The 25,850-nt window shown below is 47.2% G+C and carries 27 protein-coding genes; 22 read left to right on the top strand and 5 right to left on the bottom strand.

Features of this window, described 5'->3' with window-relative positions; translation table 11 throughout:
• Positions 1-32: 32 nt before the first annotated feature.
• From KNO61_RS04565 to nhaC, 5 genes are all read left to right on the top strand, one after another.
• A complete protein-coding gene (locus KNO61_RS04565; RefSeq protein WP_214872681.1) occupies positions 33-851 on the top strand; it encodes a fumarylacetoacetate hydrolase family protein in 819 nt (272 codons plus the stop codon).
• Positions 852-962: 111 nt separating this feature from the next.
• A complete protein-coding gene (locus tag KNO61_RS04560; protein ID WP_214731370.1) occupies positions 963-2,228 on the top strand; it encodes a S1C family serine protease in 1,266 nt (421 codons plus the stop codon).
• 56 nt (positions 2,229-2,284) lie between these two features.
• On the top strand, positions 2,285-2,629 hold the full coding sequence (locus KNO61_RS04555) for a DoxX family protein (RefSeq protein ID WP_078146805.1): 345 nt from the start codon (positions 2,285-2,287) through the stop codon (positions 2,627-2,629).
• A gap of 16 nt (positions 2,630-2,645) precedes the next feature.
• Complete coding sequence (locus KNO61_RS04550; protein WP_078146806.1) at positions 2,646-3,734, top strand: amidohydrolase; 1,089 nt, start codon at positions 2,646-2,648, stop codon at positions 3,732-3,734.
• A 162-nt stretch (positions 3,735-3,896) separates the two neighbouring features.
• The gene (nhaC, locus tag KNO61_RS04545; RefSeq protein WP_371816102.1) at positions 3,897-5,297 is read left to right on the top strand and encodes a Na+/H+ antiporter NhaC; all 1,401 of its coding nucleotides are present in this window, start codon (positions 3,897-3,899) and stop codon (positions 5,295-5,297) included.
• Positions 5,298-5,312: 15 nt separating this feature from the next.
• Here nhaC and KNO61_RS04540 read toward each other — a convergent pair whose 3' ends face one another.
• On the bottom strand, positions 5,313-6,512 hold the full coding sequence (locus tag KNO61_RS04540) for a hypothetical protein (protein ID WP_214757072.1): 1,200 nt from the start codon (positions 6,510-6,512) through the stop codon (positions 5,313-5,315).
• 79 nt (positions 6,513-6,591) lie between these two features.
• Here KNO61_RS04540 and KNO61_RS04535 point away from each other — a divergent pair, with 79 nt between their 5' ends.
• Both KNO61_RS04535 and KNO61_RS04530 read left to right on the top strand, forming a co-directional pair.
• The gene (locus KNO61_RS04535) at positions 6,592-7,722 is read left to right on the top strand and encodes a mandelate racemase/muconate lactonizing enzyme family protein (RefSeq protein WP_078146809.1); all 1,131 of its coding nucleotides are present in this window, start codon (positions 6,592-6,594) and stop codon (positions 7,720-7,722) included.
• Positions 7,709-8,380, top strand: a complete 672-nt coding sequence (locus KNO61_RS04530; RefSeq protein ID WP_078146810.1) for a hypothetical protein — start codon at positions 7,709-7,711, stop codon at positions 8,378-8,380. Before KNO61_RS04535 ends, KNO61_RS04530 begins: the two co-directional genes overlap by 14 nt.
• A gap of 31 nt (positions 8,381-8,411) precedes the next feature.
• Here KNO61_RS04530 and KNO61_RS04525 read toward each other — a convergent pair whose 3' ends face one another.
• A complete protein-coding gene (locus KNO61_RS04525; protein WP_078146811.1) occupies positions 8,412-9,161 on the bottom strand; it encodes a GDSL-type esterase/lipase family protein in 750 nt (249 codons plus the stop codon).
• Between the two features lie 118 nt (positions 9,162-9,279).
• On the opposite strand from KNO61_RS04525, the gene KNO61_RS04520 reads away from it, so the two are divergent.
• The 8 genes from KNO61_RS04520 to hfq all read left to right on the top strand — a co-directional run bounded on the left by KNO61_RS04520 (position 9,280) and on the right by hfq (position 16,687).
• Positions 9,280-10,200, top strand: coding sequence for an ABC transporter ATP-binding protein (locus tag KNO61_RS04520; protein ID WP_078146812.1), 921 nt, complete (start codon positions 9,280-9,282; stop codon positions 10,198-10,200).
• Positions 10,193-11,191, top strand: coding sequence for an ABC transporter permease (locus tag KNO61_RS04515; protein ID WP_078146813.1), 999 nt, complete (start codon positions 10,193-10,195; stop codon positions 11,189-11,191). The genes KNO61_RS04520 and KNO61_RS04515 overlap by 8 nt, the downstream gene beginning before the upstream one ends.
• Positions 11,192-11,366: 175 nt before the next feature.
• Positions 11,367-12,896 (top strand): M4 family metallopeptidase, encoded by a 1,530-nt coding sequence (locus KNO61_RS04510; protein ID WP_214872680.1) that lies wholly within the window; start codon positions 11,367-11,369, stop codon positions 12,894-12,896.
• 95 nt (positions 12,897-12,991) lie between these two features.
• The gene (locus tag KNO61_RS04505; RefSeq protein ID WP_078146815.1) at positions 12,992-13,852 is read left to right on the top strand and encodes a PPK2 family polyphosphate kinase; all 861 of its coding nucleotides are present in this window, start codon (positions 12,992-12,994) and stop codon (positions 13,850-13,852) included.
• A 104-nt stretch (positions 13,853-13,956) separates the two neighbouring features.
• Positions 13,957-14,556: an AmiS/UreI family transporter gene (locus KNO61_RS04500; RefSeq protein WP_251028250.1), complete on the top strand. Its 600-nt coding sequence runs from the start codon at positions 13,957-13,959 to the stop codon at positions 14,554-14,556.
• A 158-nt stretch (positions 14,557-14,714) separates the two neighbouring features.
• Positions 14,715-15,194: an SMI1/KNR4 family protein gene (locus tag KNO61_RS04495; protein ID WP_214757069.1), complete on the top strand. Its 480-nt coding sequence runs from the start codon at positions 14,715-14,717 to the stop codon at positions 15,192-15,194.
• 281 nt (positions 15,195-15,475) lie between these two features.
• On the top strand, positions 15,476-16,411 hold the full coding sequence (miaA, locus tag KNO61_RS04490) for a tRNA (adenosine(37)-N6)-dimethylallyltransferase MiaA (protein WP_214757068.1): 936 nt from the start codon (positions 15,476-15,478) through the stop codon (positions 16,409-16,411).
• Positions 16,412-16,438: 27 nt separating this feature from the next.
• The gene (hfq, locus tag KNO61_RS04485) at positions 16,439-16,687 is read left to right on the top strand and encodes an RNA chaperone Hfq (protein ID WP_012726185.1); all 249 of its coding nucleotides are present in this window, start codon (positions 16,439-16,441) and stop codon (positions 16,685-16,687) included.
• A 38-nt stretch (positions 16,688-16,725) separates the two neighbouring features.
• On the opposite strand, the gene KNO61_RS04480 is transcribed toward hfq, so the two are convergent.
• Positions 16,726-17,238 carry a hypothetical protein gene (locus KNO61_RS04480; protein ID WP_012726186.1) on the bottom strand — a complete coding sequence of 171 codons (513 nt, stop codon included), beginning with the start codon at positions 17,236-17,238 and terminating at the stop codon, positions 16,726-16,728.
• A 155-nt stretch (positions 17,239-17,393) separates the two neighbouring features.
• Here KNO61_RS04480 and KNO61_RS04475 point away from each other — a divergent pair, with 155 nt between their 5' ends.
• From KNO61_RS04475 to KNO61_RS04450, 6 genes are all read left to right on the top strand, one after another.
• Positions 17,394-18,572, top strand: coding sequence for an HD domain-containing protein (locus KNO61_RS04475; protein ID WP_214872679.1), 1,179 nt, complete (start codon positions 17,394-17,396; stop codon positions 18,570-18,572).
• Between the two features lie 15 nt (positions 18,573-18,587).
• A complete protein-coding gene (locus KNO61_RS04470) occupies positions 18,588-19,538 on the top strand; it encodes a CobW family GTP-binding protein (protein ID WP_214872678.1) in 951 nt (316 codons plus the stop codon).
• Positions 19,519-20,301, top strand: a complete 783-nt coding sequence (locus KNO61_RS04465; protein ID WP_214872676.1) for a 5'-3' exonuclease — start codon at positions 19,519-19,521, stop codon at positions 20,299-20,301. Before KNO61_RS04470 ends, KNO61_RS04465 begins: the two co-directional genes overlap by 20 nt.
• Positions 20,282-20,674 (top strand): reverse transcriptase-like protein, encoded by a 393-nt coding sequence (locus tag KNO61_RS04460; protein WP_078146821.1) that lies wholly within the window; start codon positions 20,282-20,284, stop codon positions 20,672-20,674. The genes KNO61_RS04465 and KNO61_RS04460 overlap by 20 nt, the downstream gene beginning before the upstream one ends.
• A gap of 119 nt (positions 20,675-20,793) precedes the next feature.
• Positions 20,794-22,194 carry a class II fumarate hydratase gene (gene fumC, locus KNO61_RS04455; protein WP_214684382.1) on the top strand — a complete coding sequence of 467 codons (1,401 nt, stop codon included), beginning with the start codon at positions 20,794-20,796 and terminating at the stop codon, positions 22,192-22,194.
• 168 nt (positions 22,195-22,362) lie between these two features.
• Positions 22,363-23,853, top strand: a complete 1,491-nt coding sequence (locus KNO61_RS04450) for a GGDEF domain-containing protein (protein ID WP_078146823.1) — start codon at positions 22,363-22,365, stop codon at positions 23,851-23,853.
• Between the two features lie 10 nt (positions 23,854-23,863).
• On the opposite strand, the gene KNO61_RS04445 is transcribed toward KNO61_RS04450, so the two are convergent.
• Positions 23,864-24,352, bottom strand: a complete 489-nt coding sequence (locus tag KNO61_RS04445; protein WP_214688801.1) for a dihydrofolate reductase — start codon at positions 24,350-24,352, stop codon at positions 23,864-23,866.
• Positions 24,349-25,143 (bottom strand): thymidylate synthase, encoded by a 795-nt coding sequence (locus KNO61_RS04440; RefSeq protein WP_214684381.1) that lies wholly within the window; start codon positions 25,141-25,143, stop codon positions 24,349-24,351. The genes KNO61_RS04445 and KNO61_RS04440 overlap by 4 nt, the downstream gene beginning before the upstream one ends.
• A gap of 178 nt (positions 25,144-25,321) precedes the next feature.
• Here KNO61_RS04440 and KNO61_RS04435 point away from each other — a divergent pair, with 178 nt between their 5' ends.
• Entirely contained in the window at positions 25,322-25,846 is a 525-nt protein-coding gene (locus tag KNO61_RS04435) for a type 1 glutamine amidotransferase domain-containing protein (protein WP_074037100.1), read from the top strand.
• Positions 25,847-25,850: the final 4 nt, after the last annotated feature.

Below are 25,850 nucleotides of genomic sequence, written 5' to 3'. Positions count from 1 at the left end.
TTTTGTATAATGATGAAAAAGGGGGAGTTTTAATGAAATGGTGTAGTTTTGAGATGCAGGAAGAGCAACGAGTGGGGATTGTCAAAGGCGATTTCGTCTACGATGTCAGCAATCAAGTACATACGACAAATTTATTAGAAGTGATCGCGCGTGAGTTCGAACCAGATATCGATTTGGACGTGGCGCCCTCATACCGAATGACGGATGTGAAACTACTCGCCCCGTACCATCCATTGAAAAACGTGATTTGTATCGGCAAAAACTACGAAGAACACGTGAAAGAGATGGATACAGCAGGAGCAGGGAAACTCGTCGTCTTCACGAAAGCACCGACCTCGGTCGTCGGTCCGGAAGCGGTCATTGAGCGTCATCCTGAATTGACGGAAAAACTTGACTATGAAGGTGAGCTCGCCGTCATCATCGGCAAGTCTGGACGAGACATCGAAGCGGTCGAGGAGCACATTTTCGGTTACACCATTCTAAACGATGTGACGGCTCGAGACGTGCAAAAAGAACATGTCCAATTCTTCCGTGGCAAGTCGTTCGATACGTTTTGTCCGATGGGACCGTTCGTCGTCACAGCGGACGAGCTCCAGTTCCCTCTCCAAATCAAAACAAGTGTCAATGGGGAGACGCGTCAAGATGGGACGACAGCCGATATGATTCGTCCGATTGATGAACTCATTCGTACACTGTCGAAAGGCATGACGCTCGAAGCGGGTGACATCATCGCGACAGGTACACCAGCCGGAGTTGGGCACGGGATGACGCCACCGACGTATCTACAAACGGGAGACACGGTCGAAGTGACGATTGAAGGTCTCGGTACATTAAGAAATGTGATTGTCTGAATGAAATGACGTAAAATGTGAAGAATCTTGTAATTCATTTATTATTTTATAAATGAGTGTTCCTCTTCGTTATAGTAAGGGTAGAAGATAACACAGAGGAGATGAATCATTATGGATCGTCACGATCAATCAAATGAACACGATCAATTACATGAATCAGAGCAACAAAAAGATTGGTTAGATACAGAACTCGGTTCATCCAACCGAAAAGAGACAAAAGTACGAACACAATCAAAACCGTCATTCGTCAGCAGTATGTTCCCGGGACTTGTCGGTGGAGTCATCGGAGCGTTGTTGACGGGCGCAATCGCATATCCGTTCATCGACCAACCCGCGACGAGTGTGAGTGACACAAACGTGACCTCGCAAGGGACTCCGGTCCAAACGTCATCGAACGTATCCGATTCTTCGGTCACAAATGCCGTCGCGACCGCTCAACCGGCCGTCGTGACTGTAAACAACTTCGCCCAAAGCGGATTCTCGAGTGAGGCGGTCGAGGCTGGAGTCGGATCAGGTGTCATCTATAAAAAAGAAGGTGACTCGGCATTTATCGCGACGAACCATCACGTTGTCAACGGAGCGGACAAGCTGACGGTCACCTTTAATGACGGAACGACTGCGGAAGCGACACTCATGGGAAGTGACGCGACGTATGACTTGGCCGTCTTGAAAGTGGACGCTGACAAAGTACCGGCCGTCATCTCAATCGGCAAATCGAGCGAGTTGAAACCGGGTCAAACGGTCATCGCCATCGGGAATCCGCTTGGACAATTCGAGAACTCCGTGACACGCGGTGTCGTCTCATCGACGTCACGCCTCGTACCCGTCGATACGGATGAGAACGGACAGGCCGACTTCAATGCCGAGGTCATTCAAACGGATGCGGCCATCAACCCAGGTAACTCAGGTGGTGCGTTAATCAACGAAGAAGGACAACTCGTCGGAATCAACTCGATGAAAATTGCGACAGCAGAAGTCGAGGGAGTCGGATTCTCAATCCCAGTCGACATCGCCCTTCCGCTCATCAATCAAATCGAACAGACGGGAGAAGTGAATCATCCGTCACTCGGCGTCTCACTTCGTGACGTATCAGAGTTCCCTCAAGGTTACTTGACGGAACAAATCAACTTGCCTGAATCGGTGACGGCGGGAACAATCATCGTGGAAGTGCAACAAAATAGTTCAGCTGCGAAAGCGGGTCTTAAGGCACGTGACGTCATCGTGAAAATCAATGACAAAGACGTCAGCTCGTTCATCGACCTCCGTAGTGAATTGATTCGCGATACGGACGGAACGGTCGACATTGAATATATCCGGGACGGAAAAACGGAGACGGTTCAAGTCGAGATTCAAAATGCGAACGGTTCTGCATTGTAAAAGGTGGGCAATATGCCCGCCTTTTTTGCTATGCTTATACAAAAGGAGGATGAGTTATGGTACGAAATTTATATGGGGTGTTACTATTCGGGGCAGGAATTTTACATTTTGTAAGAGAGAAGGCGTTCATGTCGATTATTCCGAAATCTTGGCCGTTCCGCCGACTGATGGTGCAACTAAGCGGAGTCGTTGAAGTCGTGTTCGGGGCGATGCTCTTACTCAACAAGGGAACATCGTTCGTGAAACGGACGCTACCGGCATTCTTTATCGCCGTCTTCCCGGCAAATATCAACATGGCCGTCAAGCCATCTAGAATCGGTGGGAAGGTCATTCCGAAATGGATTACATGGGGACGACTCCCGCTTCAATGGGTTTTGATCAAAGGTGTCAAAAAAATATAAAGGTGTGGAGATACATATGACAAGCGTACTCAAGTGGTTTGAGCATTTCCATGCTCATCCAGAAATCAGTTGGAAAGAAGTCGAGACGACTCGAACAATCGCATCCATCTTATCAGACTGGTCGATTCCCCATCGAACGTTTGAGGACGTGACCGGAGTAATCGCGGAGATTGGATCGGGAGAAGAAGTGATTGCGGTCCGCGCCGATATCGACGCGTTATGGCAACAAGTGGACGGTACGTTTCGAGCGAACCATTCATGTGGGCACGACGCGAACATCAGCATGGTACTCGGTGCGCTCGAACAGTTGAAAGACGAAACGTTACAAAAGCGAATCCGTTTCATCTTCCAACCTGCCGAAGAGCAAGGGAATGGTTCGCTCGCCATGATCGAACGAGGGGCGTTAGAGGACGTGACGCAACTATTCGGAATCCATTTACGTCCACAAGAAGAGTTGAAAAGGGGACAATATGCGGCGGCGATTCAACATGGTGCTGCCTTCTTCTTAAAGGGAGAGGTCATTGGGGATGATGCGCATGGTGCGAGACCACATCAAGGACAAAACGCACTCGATGTCATCTTCACGATTCAACACATGCTTAAAAGCATTTACTTGTCACCGTTTGAGCCGCACTCTGTCAAGTTGACGAAGGTACACGCCGGGAGTGACAACATGAACATCATTCCAGGAAATGCGACGTTCTCGATTGACGTCCGTGCCCAACAAAATGAAGAATTGCTCGAACTGCGCAATCGTGTCGAAGACATGTTACTCCAGGTCGGCCAGCTTCATCGTGTGAAACTTGAATGGGAGTGGCAAGACTTTACACCGGGAGCCGTCGTTGGGGAAGAGTCTAGCCAAATCGCCAAGCGAGCGATTGAGAAACGCTTCGGTGAGTCGGCTCTCGTTGAACGGATCGTCACGTCAGGTAGCGATGATTTTCATTTTTATACCGTCGAGAAACCGTCACTTGATGCAACGATGATTGGCATCGGCGCTGATTTAGGTCCAGGTCTTCATCATCCGCATATGACGTTTGACCGTGACGCGTTAGAAGATGGGGCACGCCTGCTCGCGGATGCGCTCCGGATTGCAGCAACATAAATCAAGATGGGTGGGATAGACAGATGTCTGTCCACTCATTTTTTTATTGCATCCACTCCTTGTAAGCGCTATCATAACGTTATTAGCGACAATATAACGACAATTCTGAATTTTCGCTATAGGGGAGGAAGTTAGATGAAAACAACGGGGAATAAGCAAGACATGAAGTTAGGGTGGGCGCTCTTGCCACTCGGGGTGATGATCGTCGTCATGCTCATCTCGATCGTTAAGCTCGGTCAAGGACCACACATCCCGCTCATCGTCGGAACGGCAGTCGCTTCAATCGTCGCCTGGCGTCACGGGTTCAAGTGGAAAGAGATTGAAGAGATGATGTATAAAGGGATTCGTCTCGCCTTACCGGCAGTCGTCATCATCATTTTGGTCGGGTTGACGATTGGGGCATGGATCGGTGGAGGAATTGTTGCCACGATGATCTATTTCGGACTGAAGATCATCTCACCGGCATACTTTTTGTTAACGATTTGTCTCATCTGTGCGGTCGTCGCGCTCTCAATCGGGAGTTCATGGTCGACGATGGGGACGATTGGAGTAGCGGGGATGGGCATCGGGCTGAGTATGGGGATACCGGCGCCGATGGTAGCGGGGGCGGTCATCTCAGGAGCTTACTTCGGGGATAAGATGTCGCCTTTGTCAGACACGACAAACTTGGCGGCAGGATTAACTCATACGAATTTATTCGTACATATTCGACACATGCTCTATACGACAATTCCAGGACTCATCATTGCACTCGGGGTATACGCATGGCTCGGTAGACGATTTGCAGATTCTTCGACAGACTCGTCTGAAATCACACAGACATTGACGATTTTAGAGGACAGTTTTGTCATCTCACCATGGTTACTCCTCGTTCCACTCGCCGTCATTTTGCTCGTCGCAAAGAAGGTGCCGGCGATTCCAGCACTCGTCGTCGGGATTGCCCTAGGTTTCTTGGCTCAAGTGTTCATTCAAGGCGGAACGCTTGCAGACAGCGTAGGCGCTCTTCAAAGTGGCTATGTCATTGATACGGGTAATGAACTGGTCGATAACCTCTTCAGTAGAGGTGGTCTTGATGCGATGATGTACACGGTCTCGATGACCATCGTCGCGATGACGTTCGGTGGGATTTTAGAATATTCGGGGATGCTACAATCCATTATGAACCAAATTTTGAAGTTGGCGAAAACGGCAGGTTCATTGATCGCTTCAACGATTTTAGCGGGAGTTGCGACGAATGCGACGTGCTCGGAGCAGTACATCTCAATCGTCGTCCCGTCACGCATGTTTGCTGGAGCGTATGAAAAAATGGGATTACAGTCGAAAAACTTATCTCGTGCCCTCGAGGATGGAGGAACGTTGACTTCCGTGTTTATCCCGTGGAACACGTGTGGGGTATTCATCCTCGGCACACTCGGGGTCGGAGCATTCGAATATGCACCGTATGCCGTCTTGAACTTCATTGTACCGGTCATTTCGATTGTATATGCCTTCACGGGATATACGATTGAGCGCATCGCGGTCATTCAACAGGAAGAACCTGTCGCGGAACAAGCGGCTCAATAAAACGATTCCCGGTCGTCAATCGACCGGGAATTGAAATTTATAGACGGTGCGCGGACGACCTTGGCTGTAGCTCATCTCTTCGCCAATCGGATGAACGAGTTTTGCATCAACCAATTTTTTGATGAGTCGCTCTGTCGTGCGACGTGTCACATTCAAATGGTCGGTCAACTCTTTCGCTGTAAACTCGAGATGGTCCATTGAAAAATGAATGAGCTTTTCGATATTGGTCGGACTCATACCCGTCTGTTTCATCATGTCATAGACACGCGTTTGCGTGACGCGGAAATGAATCGGTGCCGGTTGGTCGGTGAACGTCATTCGTTTTGAATCGTCGACGATGCGTATAGCGGCATTGTTTGTCGTATGAAGGGCAAGTTCGGCATGCTCAACGGCGCGTTGATAATCGGACCCATACCCGATCCCTACATGACCAGAAATGTTCTCTGACAAGATGGAACCGTTTGACATGGCGGAGTCAATCTTTCCTTTACTCGATAATAGGACGATACCGTCTTGAGTGGTCTCCATCAATTTACCACCGAAATAATGATGTGTTGTCACATGGTTGAGCGTATCTTCACTGGCATCCGAGTAGAAGAGCACGGCGAGTTGTGACTGGTCTGATTTGTTCAATCGAATCTGTTGAATAAAATCATGGAAGTGGTGGAAAATTCTCTCTTCTGGCTCAATCATGAGCTGACTAGCAAAACCATTTTCCACTAAGTGTCGATGGACTCGTTCGACACTTGTCAAGGCGAATCGAGTCGTCCCAGTTCGTTGAAGTTGCTCATGAAACGAAATCAACTCTTCGAAATTCATATACGGACTAAGTTCTTTCACTTGCGGTGGCGACATGTGGCTTGGAAACGATGCTAAAATTGATTCAAGTCGTGACGCATCAACGAGATCGATGGAGAGCTCTTTGATTCGGAGCTGTTGTGTCAATGTCACGTATAAAAGTGACGTCAATAACACGACATCATCTTGAACGACGTGATGGGCAAATGGAAGGTTCGCTTCCTCCATCGCATACGTATAAGGGAATGAACCGGAGAAGAACACTCCGTCAAAAAATAGGAGTTTTGTAGCGATGTCTTTCGCTTCTCGCGGGTCATCATAAGGAAATCCCTCGATTCGAACATCGGGTAAGGAAGAACCGTTTTGTACCTGTTGTAAAAACGATGGTGAGCCGACAACGGCGATATGGATGGACATGTAAAATCCCCCTTGCAATTTAGCGACTATATAACGACAATATAGAGGAAAGGACAGTTGAAGTAAAGGAGTGATGAACATGAATATTCAAAAAATAGAAATTTTCTCGGTTCGCTTTCCATTAAAGGTACCATTCATCGTCAGTTATCACCGTTATGATGATATGCCTTCTGTCATCGTCAAAATGACAACCGCATGTGGACTTGTCGGTTATGGAGAAGCCGTGGCGGATGAGCATGTGACGGGTGAGTCCGCTGAGAGCACGGTCAGTGTACTCCGTCATCTATTGGCTCCGCTCTTAATCGGAAAAAATCCGATGCACCTAGAGCATATTCATGACGAGATGGACCGTGCGATTCGTGGTGTTCCGGCTGCCAAAGCAGCACTTGACATCGCGTGTCATGATGTGATCGGGAAAAAGCTGAATCAACCAATCTACGAATGGATTGGCGGTCGGTACCATGAGTCATTCCCAGTCACGCACGTCTTGAGTATCGGAGAGCCGAACCATATGGCACAAGAGGCACTCGAACAAATGAAACGAGGTTATACGGCAGTGAAGATGAAGGTCGGAGTCGATGTGCAAACGGACGTGGCGCGTGTCAAAGCGGTACGGGAAGCGGTAGGAAATGACGTGCCGATTCGAGTCGACGTTAACCAGGGATGGATCAACGCGGCCAATACGGTTCAAGCCATGCGTCTACTCGAACCGTATGGCATCGATTGGGTCGAACAACCGGTCAAGGCGGATGATTTTGAAGGCATGCTCGAAGTGAAACAAAAAATCTCCGTCCCGCTCATGATGGATGAAGGGTTGAAAGATATTCACGATATGAGACGCTTGACGATGATGCAGGCAGCCCATAAAGCGAACATCAAGCTGATGAAGTGCGGTGGCATCTATCCAGCGAAGAAGTTGGTCCATATGGCGGAGATGTCCGGAATCGAATGCCAGATTGGTTCTATGGTCGAATCCTCCATTGCATCGAGTGCAGGATTCCATGTCGCTTTCTCGAGTAAAATCGTGAAGACGGTCGAGTTGACGGGTCCGCTCCGGTTCGGGAAAGATGTAGGAAACTTATCATATGATTTACCAATCATCTCGCTGAACGATCGTCCGGGACTCGGTATTGACGTCGATGAGGACGTGTTACGTGAATTGACGACGGAATCTTACGTGGTTGGAGATGAGTCGCATGTGGCAAGGTGAGATCAAAGACCTTTCACTTCATGTATGCGTCCTAGGCTTGTCCGATTTACCGGAACTGTTAACCGTTCAAGATACGGTCATTCAGGCGTTGGCTGAACCGGAGCACTATCAATCGTTATCGGTTGAAGAGTTCACGAAACTGTTGACGGATCAGACGTTGATTGGGGCAAAATCAGATGGTCGGATTATCGCGTTCCGAGCGATGCTCATCCCACCGATTGATGCGGAGCATCTAGGGCGAGATATCGGATGGCCGGAGGATTCGCTTGAACGTGTCCTGTATCAGGAAGTGACGAACGTCCATCCAGACTTCCGTGGATATGGACTACAGACACATTTGGGCAAACTACTAATGAAACAAGTTGAATCGGATAACCGTTTCGATGTCGTCTGTGCGACTGTCGCACCGTTCAATATTCCAAGCATGAAAGACAAGTTCACGCTTGGACTCCGAATCGGGGCGTTGAAAGAAAAGTATGGCGGGAAACTCCGCTATATCTTTTACAAAGAGATGCATCGTTCGTGGCATCCCACATCAGTTGCGCAAGATGTACCGATGGAAAATCGTGGGCGACAAGTTGAGTTGCTTCAAGCCGGTTGGGTCGGGACGGGCATGATGAAACAAGGGGAACAGTGGATTGTTCGATATGAGAAGTAAAAAATCCTCGTCAAGCTGACGAGGATTTTGTTTATTCGAGAACGAAGAGTACATCATTCGCGAATTTCTCATACGTACGGTCACTCGGGTGGAACTGATCGGTCGCTAAATCTCTTGATAAGTCAGAGATGTAGGCGAACGGGTCGATCACATCGATATTCTGCGCATTCGCCAATTGTTTCGCTGATGCGTTCCAATCGAGGATGAGCTGATTGAATGCTTGTCCATTCTCATCATTTTGAAACGGATTGTATAGACCGATATACACGATGGTTGCCGAATCGTTGAGTGAACGAATTTCAGTGAAAATCGTTTCTAAATTCGTCTTCGCATCCGTGACCACTTGTTGAATATCGACGGATTCGAAGTTATCGACGTTTTCCCCACGGTTGAACAAATCGTTTCCACCGATGGTCAACGTGATATATCGTGCGTTCTCAATCGTTCGACGCACTTCAGGTTGCTCGAGTTGTGTGAGTAAATCTTCTGTTCGTGCCCCAGACACGGCAAGGTTTTGCGTACGTACGCCTTCTTCTTCAAGAGCAGTGCTGACAGGCTGTACATATCCTGCGCCTGATGTTGACCCGACACCGCGTGTCAACGAATCGCCTAATGCGACGTAGACGTCTCCTTGTGGTTCAGGGCGTTCGTCTTCGGAGACGGAAAGTGTTCGCTCCGGCGGATTGACAATATCCTGATAGCCGATCCATAGACCATATAAGGCGATTCCCGTTAAAAGAACGGCGCCACTTAAAAATGCATACCATTTCGACTGTTTCATGGGCTGACCTCGCTTTCTATATGAACATCATATCAAAAATGTGTGGATGTGCCCTATGTGAATGTTCGAATAGGACAGATTCACTTTTGTCCGATAGAATAAGGAAAGAGGTGAGACAATGGAACCGACGTTAAAGCTACATCAACTTACAAAAGTGATTGGAAAAAAGACGATTATCGATAACATTTCGTTAGACGTCTACCCGGGTGAGGTCTTCGGATTTTTAGGACCGAACGGCGCCGGGAAGACGACGACGATTCGAATGATTGTTGGCTTGATCAAACCGACGAAAGGAAATGTATCGATTTGTGGGTATCGTGTCGACAAACAATTTGTCCAAGCGATGAGTCAAATCGGCGCAATCGTCGAGAATCCAGAGCTGTATAAGTTTTTATCCGGACGTGAGAACTTAGAAGCGTTCGCACGCATGTTACCTGGAGTCGATGATAAGCGAATCCAAGAAGTCATTGACCTCGTCGATTTGACCGCTCGAATCGATGATAAAGTGAAGACGTACTCTCTCGGGATGCGACAGCGACTCGGGATTGCCCAGGCGCTATTAAACAATCCACGGGTGCTCATCTTGGATGAGCCGACGAACGGGCTCGATCCGATGGGGATTCGAGATTTACGACTTTTCATTCGTCGACTCGTTGAAGAAACGGGACTGAGTGTTCTCGTATCGAGTCATATCCTGGCCGAGATTGAACTACTAGCGGACCGAGTCGCCATCATGTCGCGAGGAAAGATTGTCAAGGTGGGGACGGTCCATGCTTTGATTGAAGAACTCGCGTCAACGGTCGACTTACATGTAACGAATAGCTTCGAAGTATTACCGATCGTTCAAGGGTACGAAGGAATCGACCAAGCGGACGTGGTGGACGAGCGAACGATTCGTATTTCCATGAACGTGGAAGAGACGGCGAAGTTGAATCGATATTTGATGGAAAGAGATGTCGAGGTGTTCGGACTCGAGCGCCGAGTCCAAACGTTAGAGGACCTCTTTATCACGTTGACAGGCGGTGATCACATTGCCTAATCCATCGATGCTCGGTCTCATTCGTAATGAAGTGCTCAAGATTCATCGGAAACGCAGATTGATGGTCGTCTCCATCATCCTGATCGTGCTTGTTTCGATGTTCACGTATGCGAACTATCGTCAAATCGAGAAACAACGCGAAGAACAAGGAACGACTGATTGGCGTGTCGATCTCCAGCAAGAGATCATCGATACACAAAACCGACTCGCCTCCGCGAACGTCCAAGACGAGTTTCGGCAGATTCTTGAGTTCCAAGTCCAACAGAATCAGTATTATCTTGATAATGATATCAATCCGAATTATCCGGGAGCTCCGACGTTTATGCGTGTCTTCTTCTCCCAAGGGACTACGCTTGTCCTACCGCTGTTCATTATTGTATTGATGGCAGATATCGTGAGCGGAGAACATAACGATGGAACGATTAAGACGTTGTTATCGCGACCGGTCCGGCGATATAAGATCTTACTCGCCAAATGGCTGACGACGCTCCTTTATACATCGATCTTAATATTTGTGACCGCCGTCGTCAGTTACGCCATATCCGGCATCGTTCTCGGCTGGGACGGATGGAATGCTCCGATTTTGACCGGTTTCCAAGCTTCGCCGACCGGAACCTTCTCGACCGACTTTGTGCATACGTTGCCGATGTGGGAGTACTTGCTTATGTCGATGGGGCTTTCATGGCTCGTGGTGGCTGCGGTCGGGACAATCTCTCTCATGATTTCTGTTTTGGTGAAAAATACGGCGACTGGAATCGGAATCATGATGGCTGTCCTCATCTCAGGGCCACTCTTGACATCGCTTGGCTCAAACTGGGATAGCTCGAAATACCTGGTGAACGTCAACTTCGGTCTTCATACATATTTGGAAGGACAGGCTCCCCCAATCGATGGGATGACGTTACCGTTTTCGCTCCTCGTCATTCTCATTTGGTCGATGGCCGCCTTGGCGTATGCGTTTTACCACTTTACCCAAAAAGATGTGTATTAATGATTCGTGCTCCTTTCCTAAGGAGCACGAATTTTTTTTGGATAAAATTAGGTCGTAAATAGAATGAATGGTTCTAAATACTCAATATTATGAATTATCAAAATAATTAAAAAGATGGATACAGCCTTTGTGGGAAAGTGTGTAAAGTAAGAATCATCACAAAGGAGGTAAACACATGAAAAAAGTTGTTTCTACATCATTAATCGCAGGCGTATTGCTCGTACCACAATTGGTCGGTGCGGCAGAATTGAAGTCAGGCACTCTGACGAAACCATCAGAAAGTGCACCGACAACGATTGTAAAAGAGTACGTCAAATCAAAAGGTGAGTTCAAGACGATCGAGTCGAAATCAGACAAAGTCGGGAAAGTGGTTAAGCTCCAACAGACAGTTGATGGCGTGCCAGTATTCGGTGGTGTGGTAGTCGGTGTCGTAGATGAAGCGGGTCAATTGAAGACAGTCGTGGATGATGCGAAATCGGTCAAGAACCTACATAAGTCGATCAAGTTAACTGAAAAGAAAGCCATCGCGAGTTACAAAAAGCTTGTCGGACATAAAGGGGCCTACGAGATCGAACCGGAAGCGGAATTGATTGTTTATCCAAAAGGTGAGAAGTCGGTTTATGCATATCAAGTGACCGGAACAATCCTTGAAGCGGAAGAGCCGTCACGTTGGACATACTTCATCGATGCTGGAACGGGTGAGGTACTTAATAAATTTGACCAGTTAGCTCATGCAAGGCCGACGAAAGGTGTGACAGGTACGACATATACGGGAACGGGAATCGATGTTCTCGGCTACAGCCAAACGTTCAAGACAACGAAGAGCGGATCTTACTATTATCTCCAAGATTCAACGCGTGGAAAGGGAATCTATACGTACGATGCGAAAAACCGTACGACACTCCCAGGTTCGCTATGGGCTGACGTGGATAACGTCTTGAACACGACTTATGACCGTGCCGCTGTCTCTGCACACGTCAACGCGACAAAGACATATGATTTCTACAAAAACACTTACGGACGGAACAGCTATGACAACGCCGGAGCTGCATTGAACTCAACGGTTCACTATAGCCGTAGCTACAACAATGCGTTCTGGGACGGAAGTAAGATGGTATACGGAGACGGAGACGGTCAAACGTTCACGTATCTTTCAGGTGCACTTGACGTAGTCGCTCACGAATTGACTCACGCGGTCACGGAATACACGGCAGGACTGATCTATCAAAACGAGTCTGGGGCGATCAACGAAGCAGTATCGGATATCCTAGGTACAGTGGCGGAATATAGCGTCGGCACTAACTTCGACTGGTTGGTAGGAGAAGACATCTACACACCAGGTGTAGCAGGCGACGGACTTCGTTCGATGGCGAACCCGGCTGCATACGGTGACCCAGATCACTACTCAAAACGTTACACAGGCACACAAGATAATGGTGGGGTTCACATCAACTCAGGTATCGTCAACAAAGCGGCATACCTCTTAGGTAACGGTGGATCGCACTACGGCGTATCGGTACAAGGTGTGGGAGTCATGGCGATGGGGGATATCTACTACCGTGCCCTCAATGTTTACTTGACACCAACGTCTAACTTCTCAAGCCTTCGTCAAGCGGTCGTACAATCTGCGAAAGACCTTTACGGTGCGACAAGTCCGCAAGCGGTATCAGCTGCGAAATCATTTGACGCTGTCGGAATCTACTAAGTTCTCAACATCTCTTCCGAAATTTTCGGAAGGGATTTTCTTACGCAGTTTTTGGGTAAATCAAGGTTGAACGTCGAGCGAAAAGGAGAACGAGTATGAACACGAAGGAATTTATTGTGTCACCGAACAGCAAGATTCAATTAGATGATATTCCAACGACTGTTTCAGACAAACCGGAGGATGACACCTTGACGACTGAACTCATTCCGAACAGTGTCGAGCGATTGAAAGAACTACATTGGCGATTATATGCCGAGAGTAAGAAAGGGATTATCGTCGTCTTGCAGGCGCTTGATGCGGGTGGAAAAGATGAGGCGATCAGCTATATCTTTTCAAATTTGAACGCCCAAGGACTGAAGACGAATGCGTTTCAAAAACCTTCCGATACGGAGAAAAAGCACGACTATCTGTGGCGAATGCATGATTTGTTACCAGAAAGAGGACAGGTCGGAATTTTAAACCGATCCCATTACGAAGAGGTCATTGCGCCTCGTGTCCATGATTTGTTGGGGGACGAAGTACTTCCGGAGGAAATGGACCAGGAAGAGGTCTGGCAGATGCGATATCGTCAAATCAACGATTATGAACGCTATTTACAGGAAAACGGATTCGAAGTCATCAAGTTCTTTTTCAATGTATCTAAAGATAAACAACGAGACCGTTTGCTTGAACGATTAAAGGATCCGAAAAAGAACTGGGAATTCTCCTTCAGTGACATCGAAGAGCGGCAGCATTGGGAAGAATATCAAGGAATCTTTGCCGAGATGTTGTCGCACACATCAACGGAAGTCTCACCCTGGTATGTGTTGCCGGCAGATGATGAGTGGTATAGTCGTTTAATTATTTCGTCAGTCATGATTGAAGTTCTTGAACGGATTGATCCACAGTATCCGACTTTCACGGATGAGGAACAAGAGCGAATTGACGAGGCCATCCAAACCCTTGAGAACGAGTAAGGCGTGGCGTTCTCGTGAACACTTAAAAATCCCCTTGCACTGAAAGCGAATTCAAGCTAAAGTGATACAGTAGATTAAAGGTCAGACATCTGTACAAAGGGGTAATGAGTGTGGGTAATGTAAGTTTACTATTCGGTGGCGTCGCACTGTTTTTAAATAGTCTCGTTCTTCTCGGGAAAGTGGATAGCAAGAGCGCAGGATTTTTTAGTTTGTTTACGGGACTCTTACAAACGTTTATCGCCACATGGTTATTGATTGGGGCGAGTCCAGAAGAGCAATTCGGTCTTGCGAGTATCTATCTATTTGCGTTCACTTATTTATATGTAGGGGTGACGTTTATTTTGAATTTAGACGGACGTGGCGTTGGCTGGTTCTCATTATTCGTTTCGATTGCAGCTGCTTTTTATGGCGCAATGGCGATTGCAGAAAGTGATCCGATGGGGGCATTGACGTGGTTCTTCTGGTCATTCCTTTGGGCGTTGTTCTTCTTTGGAATGGGACTCGGGAAACCGAACGGGACCATCACAGCACGTGTCGCCCTCGTATTATCATGGTTGACGCTGATTGTCCCGGCGATGGTTGGGATGGCTGGACTGATGAACGGATGGTATGACATGGTTTGGTGGGCGGCGAGCGGTACGGCAATCCTGTACTTCATCGTTTCTGTCAAACGTACGAAACAGACGATTGAAATTGCTTCATGATGAATTGAAAATGATTCGAGGTCATCGAGCGCGATCAAGTCGTGCCTGACGACCTTTTTTTATTGAACGATGAAAGATCGATATATACTATACTTAGAAAAATGAAAATGAAAGATACGGTACGAATGTCGTTAATTTCAAAAAGTGGGGTTGAGTTGATGATTGCACTTGAAACGTTTAAAAGTAGACTCGTCAATAATCAGATAGAAATACAAAATGAAGAGGGATATGTAGACACGTTACACTTTCTATTCAGTGAGCCTGCGATGGAAGTTGAAATTAAGCGATTGAAGCAAATAATCCCAATCGACATTATTCACTTCTTGAAGACCCATAACGGCGCTGACCTGTTTGTTCACCCGACATACGGTGGAGGAATCCGACTTTTTAGTGTAGATGAAATGATCGAGTATCGGGAAATATGGGAGTGTCCTGAACAATTCATTCCCGTCGGAGCCGGGAGAGATGGGGAATGGATTGTTTGCGAGGTCGTCAATGAACATGAAAACTACATTTGGGTTGGAGAATTTTTGACTTACACAGATGACACCGAAAAACTTCCGATGGATTATACACGCTGGTTCGACTATTTGATTGTCGCCCAAGGCGCTCATTTTTGGGATTGGTTCAGAGGTTAATAGATGACGATTGAATATTTGTTTTGAATGATGATGATGATGGAATGCGCACTTTTTGTTGAGTGTGCTTTTTTACAGTTGCTTTTGTGTCTAAAATGTGAAAAGTGGGAATGAGGAAGCTAAAGGAGGCGAAAGCAGATGAGTGATGGTCTCGTGTTATTACTCGGATTACTTTTATGTGGTTGGATGCTGTTTGCCGTCGTATTTGATGATAGAATAAAAAGAAGAATTTGATGGCCCGTCTCGCGAGGAGACGGGTTTTTAATTGAGGAGTGAGAAGTATGAAAAAAACACCTGTCGTCGTCATCGTCGGTCCGACCGCTGTTGGCAAAACGAAGACGGGCATCGAACTCGCAAAAGCGTTCGACGGCGAGATTGTCTCGGGTGACTCGGTTCAAGTATACCGGGGCATGGACATCGGTTCAGCAAAAGTGACGAAAGAAGAGGCCGAAGGGATCCCGCATCATTTGATCGATATTTGTGACCCGGATGATGCCATGAGTGTCGCAGTTTTTCAACAGTTGGCTCGTGCCGCCATCGATGATATTTATGCCCGTGGCAAATTACCGATTATTGTCGGAGGAACAGGATTATACATTCGCTCGATTTTATATGACTATGAATTCGTGGAGCGACCTGTGGATGAGGCGTTGCGGGCTGATCTCGAACGGTTGGCAGAAGTCGAAGGACGTGAGGCGTTACATCAAAGATTAGTTCAACTTGACCCAGAGCGTGCGGCTACGATTCACCCGAATAATGTCCGTCGCGTCGTGCGGGCGCTCGAGGTAGCGATGCAAGGGGATACACAGACGACGGACAGTGCGCCATCCGAACATTATGATTATCGATTGTTCGTCCTCCACGCAGATCGTGAGATATTATACGACCGAATCAATCAACGCGTCGATGCGATGATGGAAGCAGGACTGGTCGAGGAAGTCGAACGACTTTTGGCACAAGGATATCGTGAGACGCAGGCGATGCGAGCCATCGGGTATAAAGAAGTGATTCCATTCATCGATGGAAACATCTCGAAAGAGAAAGCGACAGATTTGCTTAAGCAGCACACAAGACAGTTCGCAAAACGGCAATTAACTTGGTTCCGTCATCAATTTGATGGAATTTGGGTGGATATGGGTCGAAAATCATTTGAACTATCATATAAAAATATTTATGATGATATAGAGGGGTTTTTTCGAAAATTCCGATTATTTTAAAGAGATAAAGACTAGGGGGAATCCAGCATGAAAGCGAGCTACAACATCCAAGACCATTTTTTGAATCAACTTCGAAAAGAAATGGTACCAACGACCGTATTTTTAGTGAGCGGGTTTCAAATTCGAGGTGTCATCAAGTCATTTGATAACTTTACCGTCATCGTCGAGTCAGAAGGTCGTCAACAATTGATCTATAAACATGCGATTTCGACATTCTCTCCGGCACGTAACGTGACGTTATATGAGCCGGATGCAGTTGAAGTAACAGAAGGATGAGCATAAGAAAAGGAGCGGCCCGGGGACCGCTCCTTTTCTTATGCTGTTTTTGTCGTTCCCGGTTGTTTAATTGCCTCAAGAACGCGTTGGATGGCGCATCCACCGAGGAGTGAATCCATTTGACCACAAATCTGAGTCGGCGTCGAACGGTGTAACAATGTGTATGTCCGCTTCCAAGCGCGCTCTGCCGATTGAATTCGGACGAGAAGATCGGCGTGGCTCAGTTCTTTTAGCTTATCAATATTGAGTCGGTTCGTTCGAGCGAACGCAGACAAGATGACTGCTTTCGCTAGCGGTGTCTGAAGTGGGTAACCAGAAAGCTCAAGCGCCGCCATGGCCCCTTTCATCTCATGTTCGACAATTTTGTCGAGTGATGCATCTTTAGCATAAGGATTACCGGACAGATGCGTGAGTGACTGTTCTAAGTCCTGCATGCCCACCGGACAAGTTGACGCTTGTAGAATATGTTCAATGGATTGTTGTTCTTGTGCATAACGTGTCGCTTCCCCCGAGGCGATGAAACGCTCATACGTATCGATTAATGAAATCATTCTCGTTTCCCCCTTTATCGAACTACTTTTATCGTATCAATAATCGTAAGCGCTTTCAATGTAATGATGGCAAAATCGAGACCCTACTAGAAAGTATGTTCGCCTAATGAGCGGAAACACGATACAATGTCAGAAGATGCGAGGAGGGAATGATTATGAACTATTATCAACAAATTGATCCAGTCATCGGTTCATTAATGAACCGTGATCGATTTCAAATACCGCAAATAGAAAAATCAAAGGACCGTTTAGACCAGTTAGCCGATGGGACCCCTGTCCAAACAAAAGCGCTCGTCAGTACAGTCGAGGTTAGAGAAGGAAAGAATGGTGCTAAATGGCTTCAACTAAGTATCACGACGGCGAACGGGATGATGCGTGCCAAACATTGGCTACGTGGAAATGAGAGTGAACTACTTCCAATCTATGAATCGGGTGTCATCGAATTGTCCGGGAAAATCGATGTCTATCCAAAACCGGATGGCGCCAAATCGATTACGATTGACCGCGTCCATCCTATCTCAAAAGATGAGGCAATCTCGTTATTACCAGGCTTGCCAGGGGATGAGACGATGGAGCAGTTTGCGGATGAATTGTTCAGTTTGATTGATACGTTGTCACCGACCTATCAACAGATCGCCTGCGGCCTCCTTGATTTCGTTTGGGATGATTTCGTACTATCGCCAGCGGCACTCTACCACCATCATAACTATGCGGGAGGTCTATTGAAGCATACCGTGTGTATGCTTCGTCTCGGCTATCGGATTCAAGAGCAAGATGACTATTTGGCGATGGTGTTTCGTGTTATCAAAGAAGCGGAGCAGTTGCACAAAGTCGACCTTTGGAATACGATGAACGGTGTTAAAATCGAACAGGCATATAAAGGAACGTTTGAATCGCTGTATGCCGCCTGTGAAGCGATGGCCGAGCGGAAAGAACCGTTGAATTGGGATGAACTTGCACTTGGAATCCTCTTCCACGACATCGGAAAAATATATGAATACAGTCATCTGTTATCTAGTCCGAATCGTTTTGAGAAGTTATCTCCCGTTGAGGGCACAAGTGAAACGACCGGCATCTCCATCAACCCGATGGGCACACTAATCGGGCATATGCCATACGGTGGGCTATTGTTTGAAGAAACGTTACGCCAGACGTCGACGCAACTGCCATTGGATGTCCATCACCGGATCTGGCACATGATTTTATCACATCATGGGAAACGTGAGTGGGGATCGAGTGTTCTCCCGATGACGACGGAGGCTTGGATGCTTCACTTGATTGATTTATTGGATGCGCGTTATGAGAAATGGGCTCGCGCGCACGAAGATTTGTAAGAAAAGGGTGGTATCATGATTCCCGTACAATTAGTGACCGGGTTTTTAGGAGCAGGCAAGACGACGTATATGAACCGCTTACTCGCGGCGACGGATGAAAAGATTTGTCTGATCGTCAACGAGCTCGGCGCGATAAATATCGATGAACAATTGATCGTCAAGATGGACCAAGAGCAGATCGAACTCTCAAACGGATGTATTTGCTGTTCCATCCAAAATGATTTGAGTAAGACGTTCTATCAACTCGCGGCAAAGCAAGAAACGTTCGACCGAGTCATCATCGAGACGACCGGTGTCGCCGATCCCGCACCGATCATTCAGACGATTTATTATGACGAGTACTTACGTCAACACTTTAAAATGAACGCCATCTTGACGGTTGTGGATGCCAGTCAAATGGACCGTGAACTGTTCAAAGAAGGGATTCATCAAATCGCTTATGCCGATCTCATTTTGTTAAATAAAATCGATTTAGTGTCGTCGGATGAACTCGATCAAGCACGCCGCCGAATCGAACAACTCAATCCGACGGTTAGGATTGTAGAGACGATTCAAACAGAAGGCGATTACGAATTACTTGAGAATACGTTCCAACTGTCACGTGTCGATGAACAGAAGTTGAGTCAACTGACAGAGACGAGTGAATCGGTCTCCTCCCTTCGTGCGATCACGTTGAGTGCCGAGCGTCCGTTGTCTCGGGAGCGCGTGACCCGTTACGTTCGTGAAGTCTTGATGCACTACGAGGATGCGATGTATCGGATGAAGGCGATTGTCCGCTTACAGGATGAGGAGTGCAAGTTTGTCATTCAAGCGACGAATCAGTTGATGGGCGCGACATTTGCAAATGAGATGCATGAAGGGGACCGTTCCGTATTTGTTTGGATTGGGAAGGAACTAGACCAAGATGCACTAGAACGGGGATTAAAAGCATGTGAGGTGGAGCAAGATGAAGCTTATTCTAGTTGACGGCTTTAATTTGTTGTCCCGTTATTATTTTGCGACGGAGCGAAGACGAGCACAAGATCCGGAAGTGACTGTGAAAGGATTACTTCGAAAGGTGGATTCCTGGACGACAGACTTTTCCCATATCGCTTTCTTTTGGGACGGGACACGAGAGTCTACCCACCGCTATGCGATGTATCCTGAATATAAAGCAACGCGTAATGGACTCCCGGAACCGCTTTTCGAAGACTATTTGAAATTGAGAGCCGCTTTGGATGAACGAGGCATCTTACAATCCGAGTTGACGGGATATGAAGCGGATGATTTGATGGGCGCCGTCGCGACAGCGTTCCCGGGTGAATCATATCTCTATTCCTCGGACCGCGATTTACTTCAGTTGTTGTCTCCGAACGTGTTTCAAATCATGCCGAAAAAAGGTGAGGAGCAGCTCGTCAATGAAGCTTCTTTTGAATTGATGTATGGCGTGAAACCATATCAGTTTGTCGACGTGAAGGCATTGCAGGGAGACTCTTCGGATAACATCCCAGGTGTACGTGGCATCGGTCCGAAGACGGCGACGATTTTAATTCAGCATTACGATACGATTGAGACGCTTTATATGCATGTTCAAAATGAAACACTCGAAGCGCCCCATCAAAAATATGCAAAAAAACTAGACGATCATGAAGAAATCGCGCTCTTGTCGAAACGACTGTCACAGATTGATATCCATGCTCCTGTCAATACAGATTGGGAGGCGTACCGGTTTGGTTCACATCTATTTTGACGCGGCCACCAATCAGACGACTGGAGATAATGGAATCGGTGTGTGGATCAAGTCTTCCGACGGTACCGTATCGACGTTTAAACGTCGCATGCAAGGATTGACAAGCGTTCATGCGGAATTGGCTGCATGTGCTTATGCACTGGAACAAGCGCATGCATTAAAAGGTGAAACCTCATTCATGCTGTATTCCGACGCCGAAGTGATTGTTCGCGCACTAGAGCAACGTTTCATGAAAGATGCTTCGGCGAAGCCTCTGTTTCTGAAAGCACTGATTGCCTACGATGAATTGCCGACCGTGTTCTTAAAATGGGTCCCACGAGCGGATAATCGAGCGGACGTGATTGCACGCGACGCATTGAATGGAATGAATTAAGCGACCGAGATCATTCTTGGTCGCTTTTTTGACGGAGTCCTTTTTTGACGGAGTCATTTCTTTTTAGATGGTTTTTCGCTAAAATGAAAGCGTAGTCAACTATAGAGGGGGAATTATACATGGATTATCGGATCGAACGGGACACAATGGGGGAAATTAAAGTTCCAGCTACGGCGAAATGGGGAGCACAAACGCAACGTAGTCTTGAAAACTTTAAAATTGGTGCGGAGAAGATGCCGCTTGAAATCGTATACGCATTTGCCATTTTGAAAAAAGGTGCAGCTTTAGCAAACGCTGAACTCGGTGTACTCGAGGAAGAGAAAGCAGCGATCATCGCAGAGGTGGCAGATGAGATTTTAGCAGGGCAGCATGACGCGGAATTCCCGCTTGTCGTCTGGCAGACAGGATCGGGCACGCAGTCAAACATGAACGTCAACGAGGTCATTGCGTATCTTGCGAACGAAAAGTTACAGGCTCGTGGAGCATCTATCACGATTCATCCGAATGATGATGTCAACAAATCGCAAAGCTCGAATGATACGTATCCGACCGCGATGCACATCGCCGCCATCCTTTCCGTACAAGATGATGTCCTTCCAGCAATCGACTCGCTTTATCAAACCCTTTCACAAAAAGCGGAGGCGTTTAAGGATATCGTCAAAATTGGTCGGACGCACCTTCAAGACGCGACGCCGGTCACACTCGGTCAAGAAATTAGTGGGTGGGTCCGGATGCTTGAATTGTCAAAACAGATGATCGAGCGCACGATTGAACCACTTACGGAGCTTGCACTTGGAGGAACGGCTGTCGGAACAGGGATCAACGCACACCCTGAGTTCGGTGAAGTTGTAGCGAAGAAAATCTCAGATGAGACGGGCAAACCGTTTGTAACAGCCGTCAACAAGTTCCACGCCCTTACAAGTCACGATCAACTCGTCTTCACGCATGGTGCATTAAAAGCCTTAGCGATGGACGCGATGAAGATTGCGAACGATGTGCGATGGTTGGCTTCTGGACCACGTGCAGGAATCGGAGAAATCACCATTCCGGAGAACGAACCAGGAAGTTCAATCATGCCGGGGAAAGTTAACCCGACTCAAAGTGAGGCGCTCACAATGGTTGCCGCACAAGTACTCGGAAATGATGCGACAATCGGTTTCGGGGCGAGTCAAGGGAACTTTGAATTGAACGTCTTCAAACCAGTCATCATGTATAATTTCCTACAGACTTGTCGTCTATTGACGGACAGCTTACATTCGTTCAATGATCATTGCGCTGTCGGAATCGAACCAAATCATGAAGTGATCTCACGTAATGTGGAACAGTCACTCATGCTCGTTACAGCACTTAACCCGCATATTGGCTACGAAAATGCGGCAAAAATTGCGAAATTGGCACATAAAAACGGTACTTCTTTGAAAGAAGCAGCCTTAGAAACTGGTTTATTAACGGAAGAGCAATTTGATCAATGGATTCGTCCGGAGGAAATGACGTCACCAAACTTAAAAGTGAAAAAATAACACAAAGCGGTCGCAAGACCGCTTTTAGTATGTCTTTTTTAGGGCGTAGGTCCTAGTTATATGTAAAACAACAGAAAATAAATAAGGAAATAGTTGTATTTTATCCTGAGAAGTCGCATAATCGAAACATAAGAGAATTCGGGGAGTACGAACATAGGGGGGACGGGAATGGAGCAAGGTCAACTCACTGAGCGTATACATATGATTTTGAAAAAGATATCGGAGTCGAGACAAATTCCAAAAAGCGATATCGAGTTTCTACTCGATTGGATGAAGAAGGAAGTTCGGCAACGACGGTTGATGCATTTGTTAGAAATCTTTAGTCGTGTCGAGTCTGACGCGAAGGAGTTGCCAAGCGTCCTTACACAAGCGGAAGCTTTGACCTTGATCTCTCCTGTGAAACGTTATATCCATACCGTCTTGGGGATTGAACAAGAGGACGAAGATCTCGTCCTTATCTTATCCGCAAGCTTTTCCACATTTAGCCGTTACAAGTCGCGCGTTGAAAAGCTCGGGGCACGTCCGGTATTTTTGCAGACCCTTGAAGAAGCCGTGGAATACGATTATGAGGATGTGCCAAAAGCCATCATTATGGACGTTGAATTATGGCCACAATTTAAAGAGCGAGATATCCAATCGTTCGTTAGCAAAATGAGAAAACTCTACGTTCCCCTCATTGTCATCGGAACGAATGAACACTATCGTCTTGCTGCCTATTCATATGGATTCGACGATTATTGGGAATCGTGGGTGCCGATGGAGGAACGATTGGTGCGTCTCGGGCTACATATTGAAAAATCCCGTCTCGTATCAAAAGCGTTACTCGTGGATGAATTAACGGGTGCTTTCAACCGTAAGTATTTAAAGGCGACCTTTTCTCGGTTCATCTCGAGATTGGAGCGGTCTGGTGAGAGTTTTGCTGTCGCACTTCTCGATATCGATCACTTCAAACAATTGAATGATACGTTCGGTCACTCGTATGGGGATGATGTGCTTCATCGTGTTTCTGAAGAAATCCGTCATGCCATTCGATCTAGTGATGAGCTCATCCGATACGGAGGCGAAGAATTTTTGATCCTCTTGAACGTTTCAGACCGTGCGATCGTCGAATCGGTACTTGAGCGAGTCAGAACTCGCATCGAAGAGATGGAGTTTCCATACGATCATCAGGTGACGGTGTCGATTGGATACACCCGAGTCTGCCAGACTGGCTATACACTTGGAGAGTGGTGTGCCTACGCAGATGAGGCGCTGTATAAGGCGAAACGAGATGGTCGAAATCGTGTCGTCCGATACACTTCTGCTGTTCGTGAGGAGAAGCGAATCGCCTATGTGACGATGTCTGCCAATACCTATACATCGCTTGCTGATCGACTCCCGAAAGAGCATCGCCGATATGAAGTCGTATACCGTCCTTACGAGGCGTATTCTTGTAATGACAATATCGAGATGTTCGTCTTGGATGATGCGCGTGCGCAAGAAGCGAAAGGGACGTTGTCTGCTGTGAAAGAGCAACGAGGCAAATATAGTCACATTCTTGCTGTATCGAAACGAACGGCGTCTGAACTCGGAGCGATCTATGACGATTATGCGGATGGAGAACAAGACGAGGTCATCACGAGAAAAATTGAACAGTGGCTGGAAAAATTGCCAGACTAAAAAACAGACATCATGATGCGATGTCTGTTTTGTCGTATTGTTTGAATGAAAAGGCATATGCATGTGTTTCGTCTTGCGGGTGGTCGATTGTACTCGTAATTGACCATTCCCCAATCCGTTCGGGATAATACGTATCGGCCTCGAACGATGCAGCGACCTCCGTTGCATAGATCCGGCTTGTCATCGGCATCGTCTGTTCATATAACGTGGCCCCACCGATGACAAACCATTCCTCCTGTTGACTCATTTCGACGAGACGTTCTAAATCATGCCACACTTCGACTTGATCGGCTGAAAAGGAAACATCAGATGTGACGACGATGTTGCGTCGGTTCGGCAACGCTTTACCGATGGACTCAAACGTCTTTCTTCCCATGACGACCGTGCCACCAGACGTGATAGATTTAAAGTGTTTCAAGTCATCTGGCAATCGCCATAATAAATCATTGTCTTTCCCGATTTCACGACCTAATCCATATGCGACGACGTGTGAAATCATACGCTCACTTCTCCTTTGATATGTGGATGTGGATCATATCCTAGAATTTCGAAGTCTTCAAAACGGAATGATTCGATTGAAGGGACGTCTCGGACAATGTTGAGTTTTGGTAGCGGACGTGGGTCACGCGACAACTGAAGTTCCACTTGTTCGAGATGGTTGTGGTAGATGTGTGCATCACCAAGGGTATGGACAAAGTCGCCGACTTCGAGTCCGGTCACGTGTGCGACCATGTGCGTCAAAAGTGCATACGATGCGATGTTGAATGGAACACCTAAAAAGGTGTCGGCGCTTCGTTGATATAACTGGCACGAGAGCTTCCCGTCAGCGACATAGAATTGGAACAATAGATGACATGGCGGGAGGGCCATCTCGTCAAGCTGTCCTGGGTTCCATGCCGACACGATCAACCGTCTCGAATCTGGATTCGTTTTGATTTGTTCAATCACTTGAGCCAGTTGATCGACGGACGAGCCGTCCGGGCGTGGGAATGAACGCCACTGTGAACCGTACACCGGACCCAGATTACCTTCCTCGTCTGCCCATTCATTCCAAATACGGACCCCGTTTTCTTGAAGGTATCGGACGTTTGTCTCTCCTGAGATGAACCATAATAGTTCGTGAATGATGGAACGAATATGTAATTTTTTCGTCGTAATCAGGGGGAACCCTTCTTGCAGATTGAAACGCATTTGGTAACCAAATACACTCGTTGTCCCGGTCCCGGTCCGGTCTTCCTTTACGACACCTTGGTCGAGGATGTGTCGACATAAGTCATGATATTGCTTCATAGGTGATGTGCCTCCTTCTCATTCTTCTACCACTAAAGGTATCAATTGTAGGGAGGAAACACAAGATATAGTGGTAAGAATCATCCACAATCAATATCCTGGAAAAACAATCATGATTCTTCGTTTTCGTGACTGTCGCTTTCGGGTATAATGGGGAATGAATAAAAGGAGGGGTTTGATGAAACTACAAGGGAAGAAAGTCCTTCAACTTGTCAGTAATGACTTCGAGGATTTAGAGCTTTGGTACCCGGTGCATCGCCTTCGTGAAGAGGGAGCGCACGTGATCCTCGCTGGGGAGAAGGCCGATCACGCATATATCGGTAAATACGGTGTGCCAGCAAAATCTGACGTGGCGTTTGATGATGTGGACATTACATCGTTCGATGCGATCCTCGTGCCAGGCGGATGGTCTCCTGACTTATTGCGCCGTTTCGATTCGGTGAAAGGATTCGTCCGTTATATGGATGAACAAAAACGACCAATCGGTCAAATCTGTCACGCCGGTTGGGTGTTGATTTCTGCGAACATTCTAGACGGGGTGAACGTGACGAGCACGCCTGGAATCAAAGATGACATGGAAAATGCGGGAGCGATTTGGCATGATGAGCCGGTCGTCGTCGACGGACATATCGTCTCAAGTCGTCGTCCGCCAGACTTACCAGATTATATGCGCGCGTTCATCGACGTGTTCGCAAAACAGTAACTGA

The sequence above is a fragment of the Exiguobacterium sp. s140 genome, from assembly GCF_018617035.1.
Classification (GTDB): domain Bacteria; phylum Bacillota; class Bacilli; order Exiguobacteriales; family Exiguobacteriaceae; genus Exiguobacterium; species Exiguobacterium profundum.
This window is presented reverse-complemented; position numbering and strand designations above follow the sequence as displayed.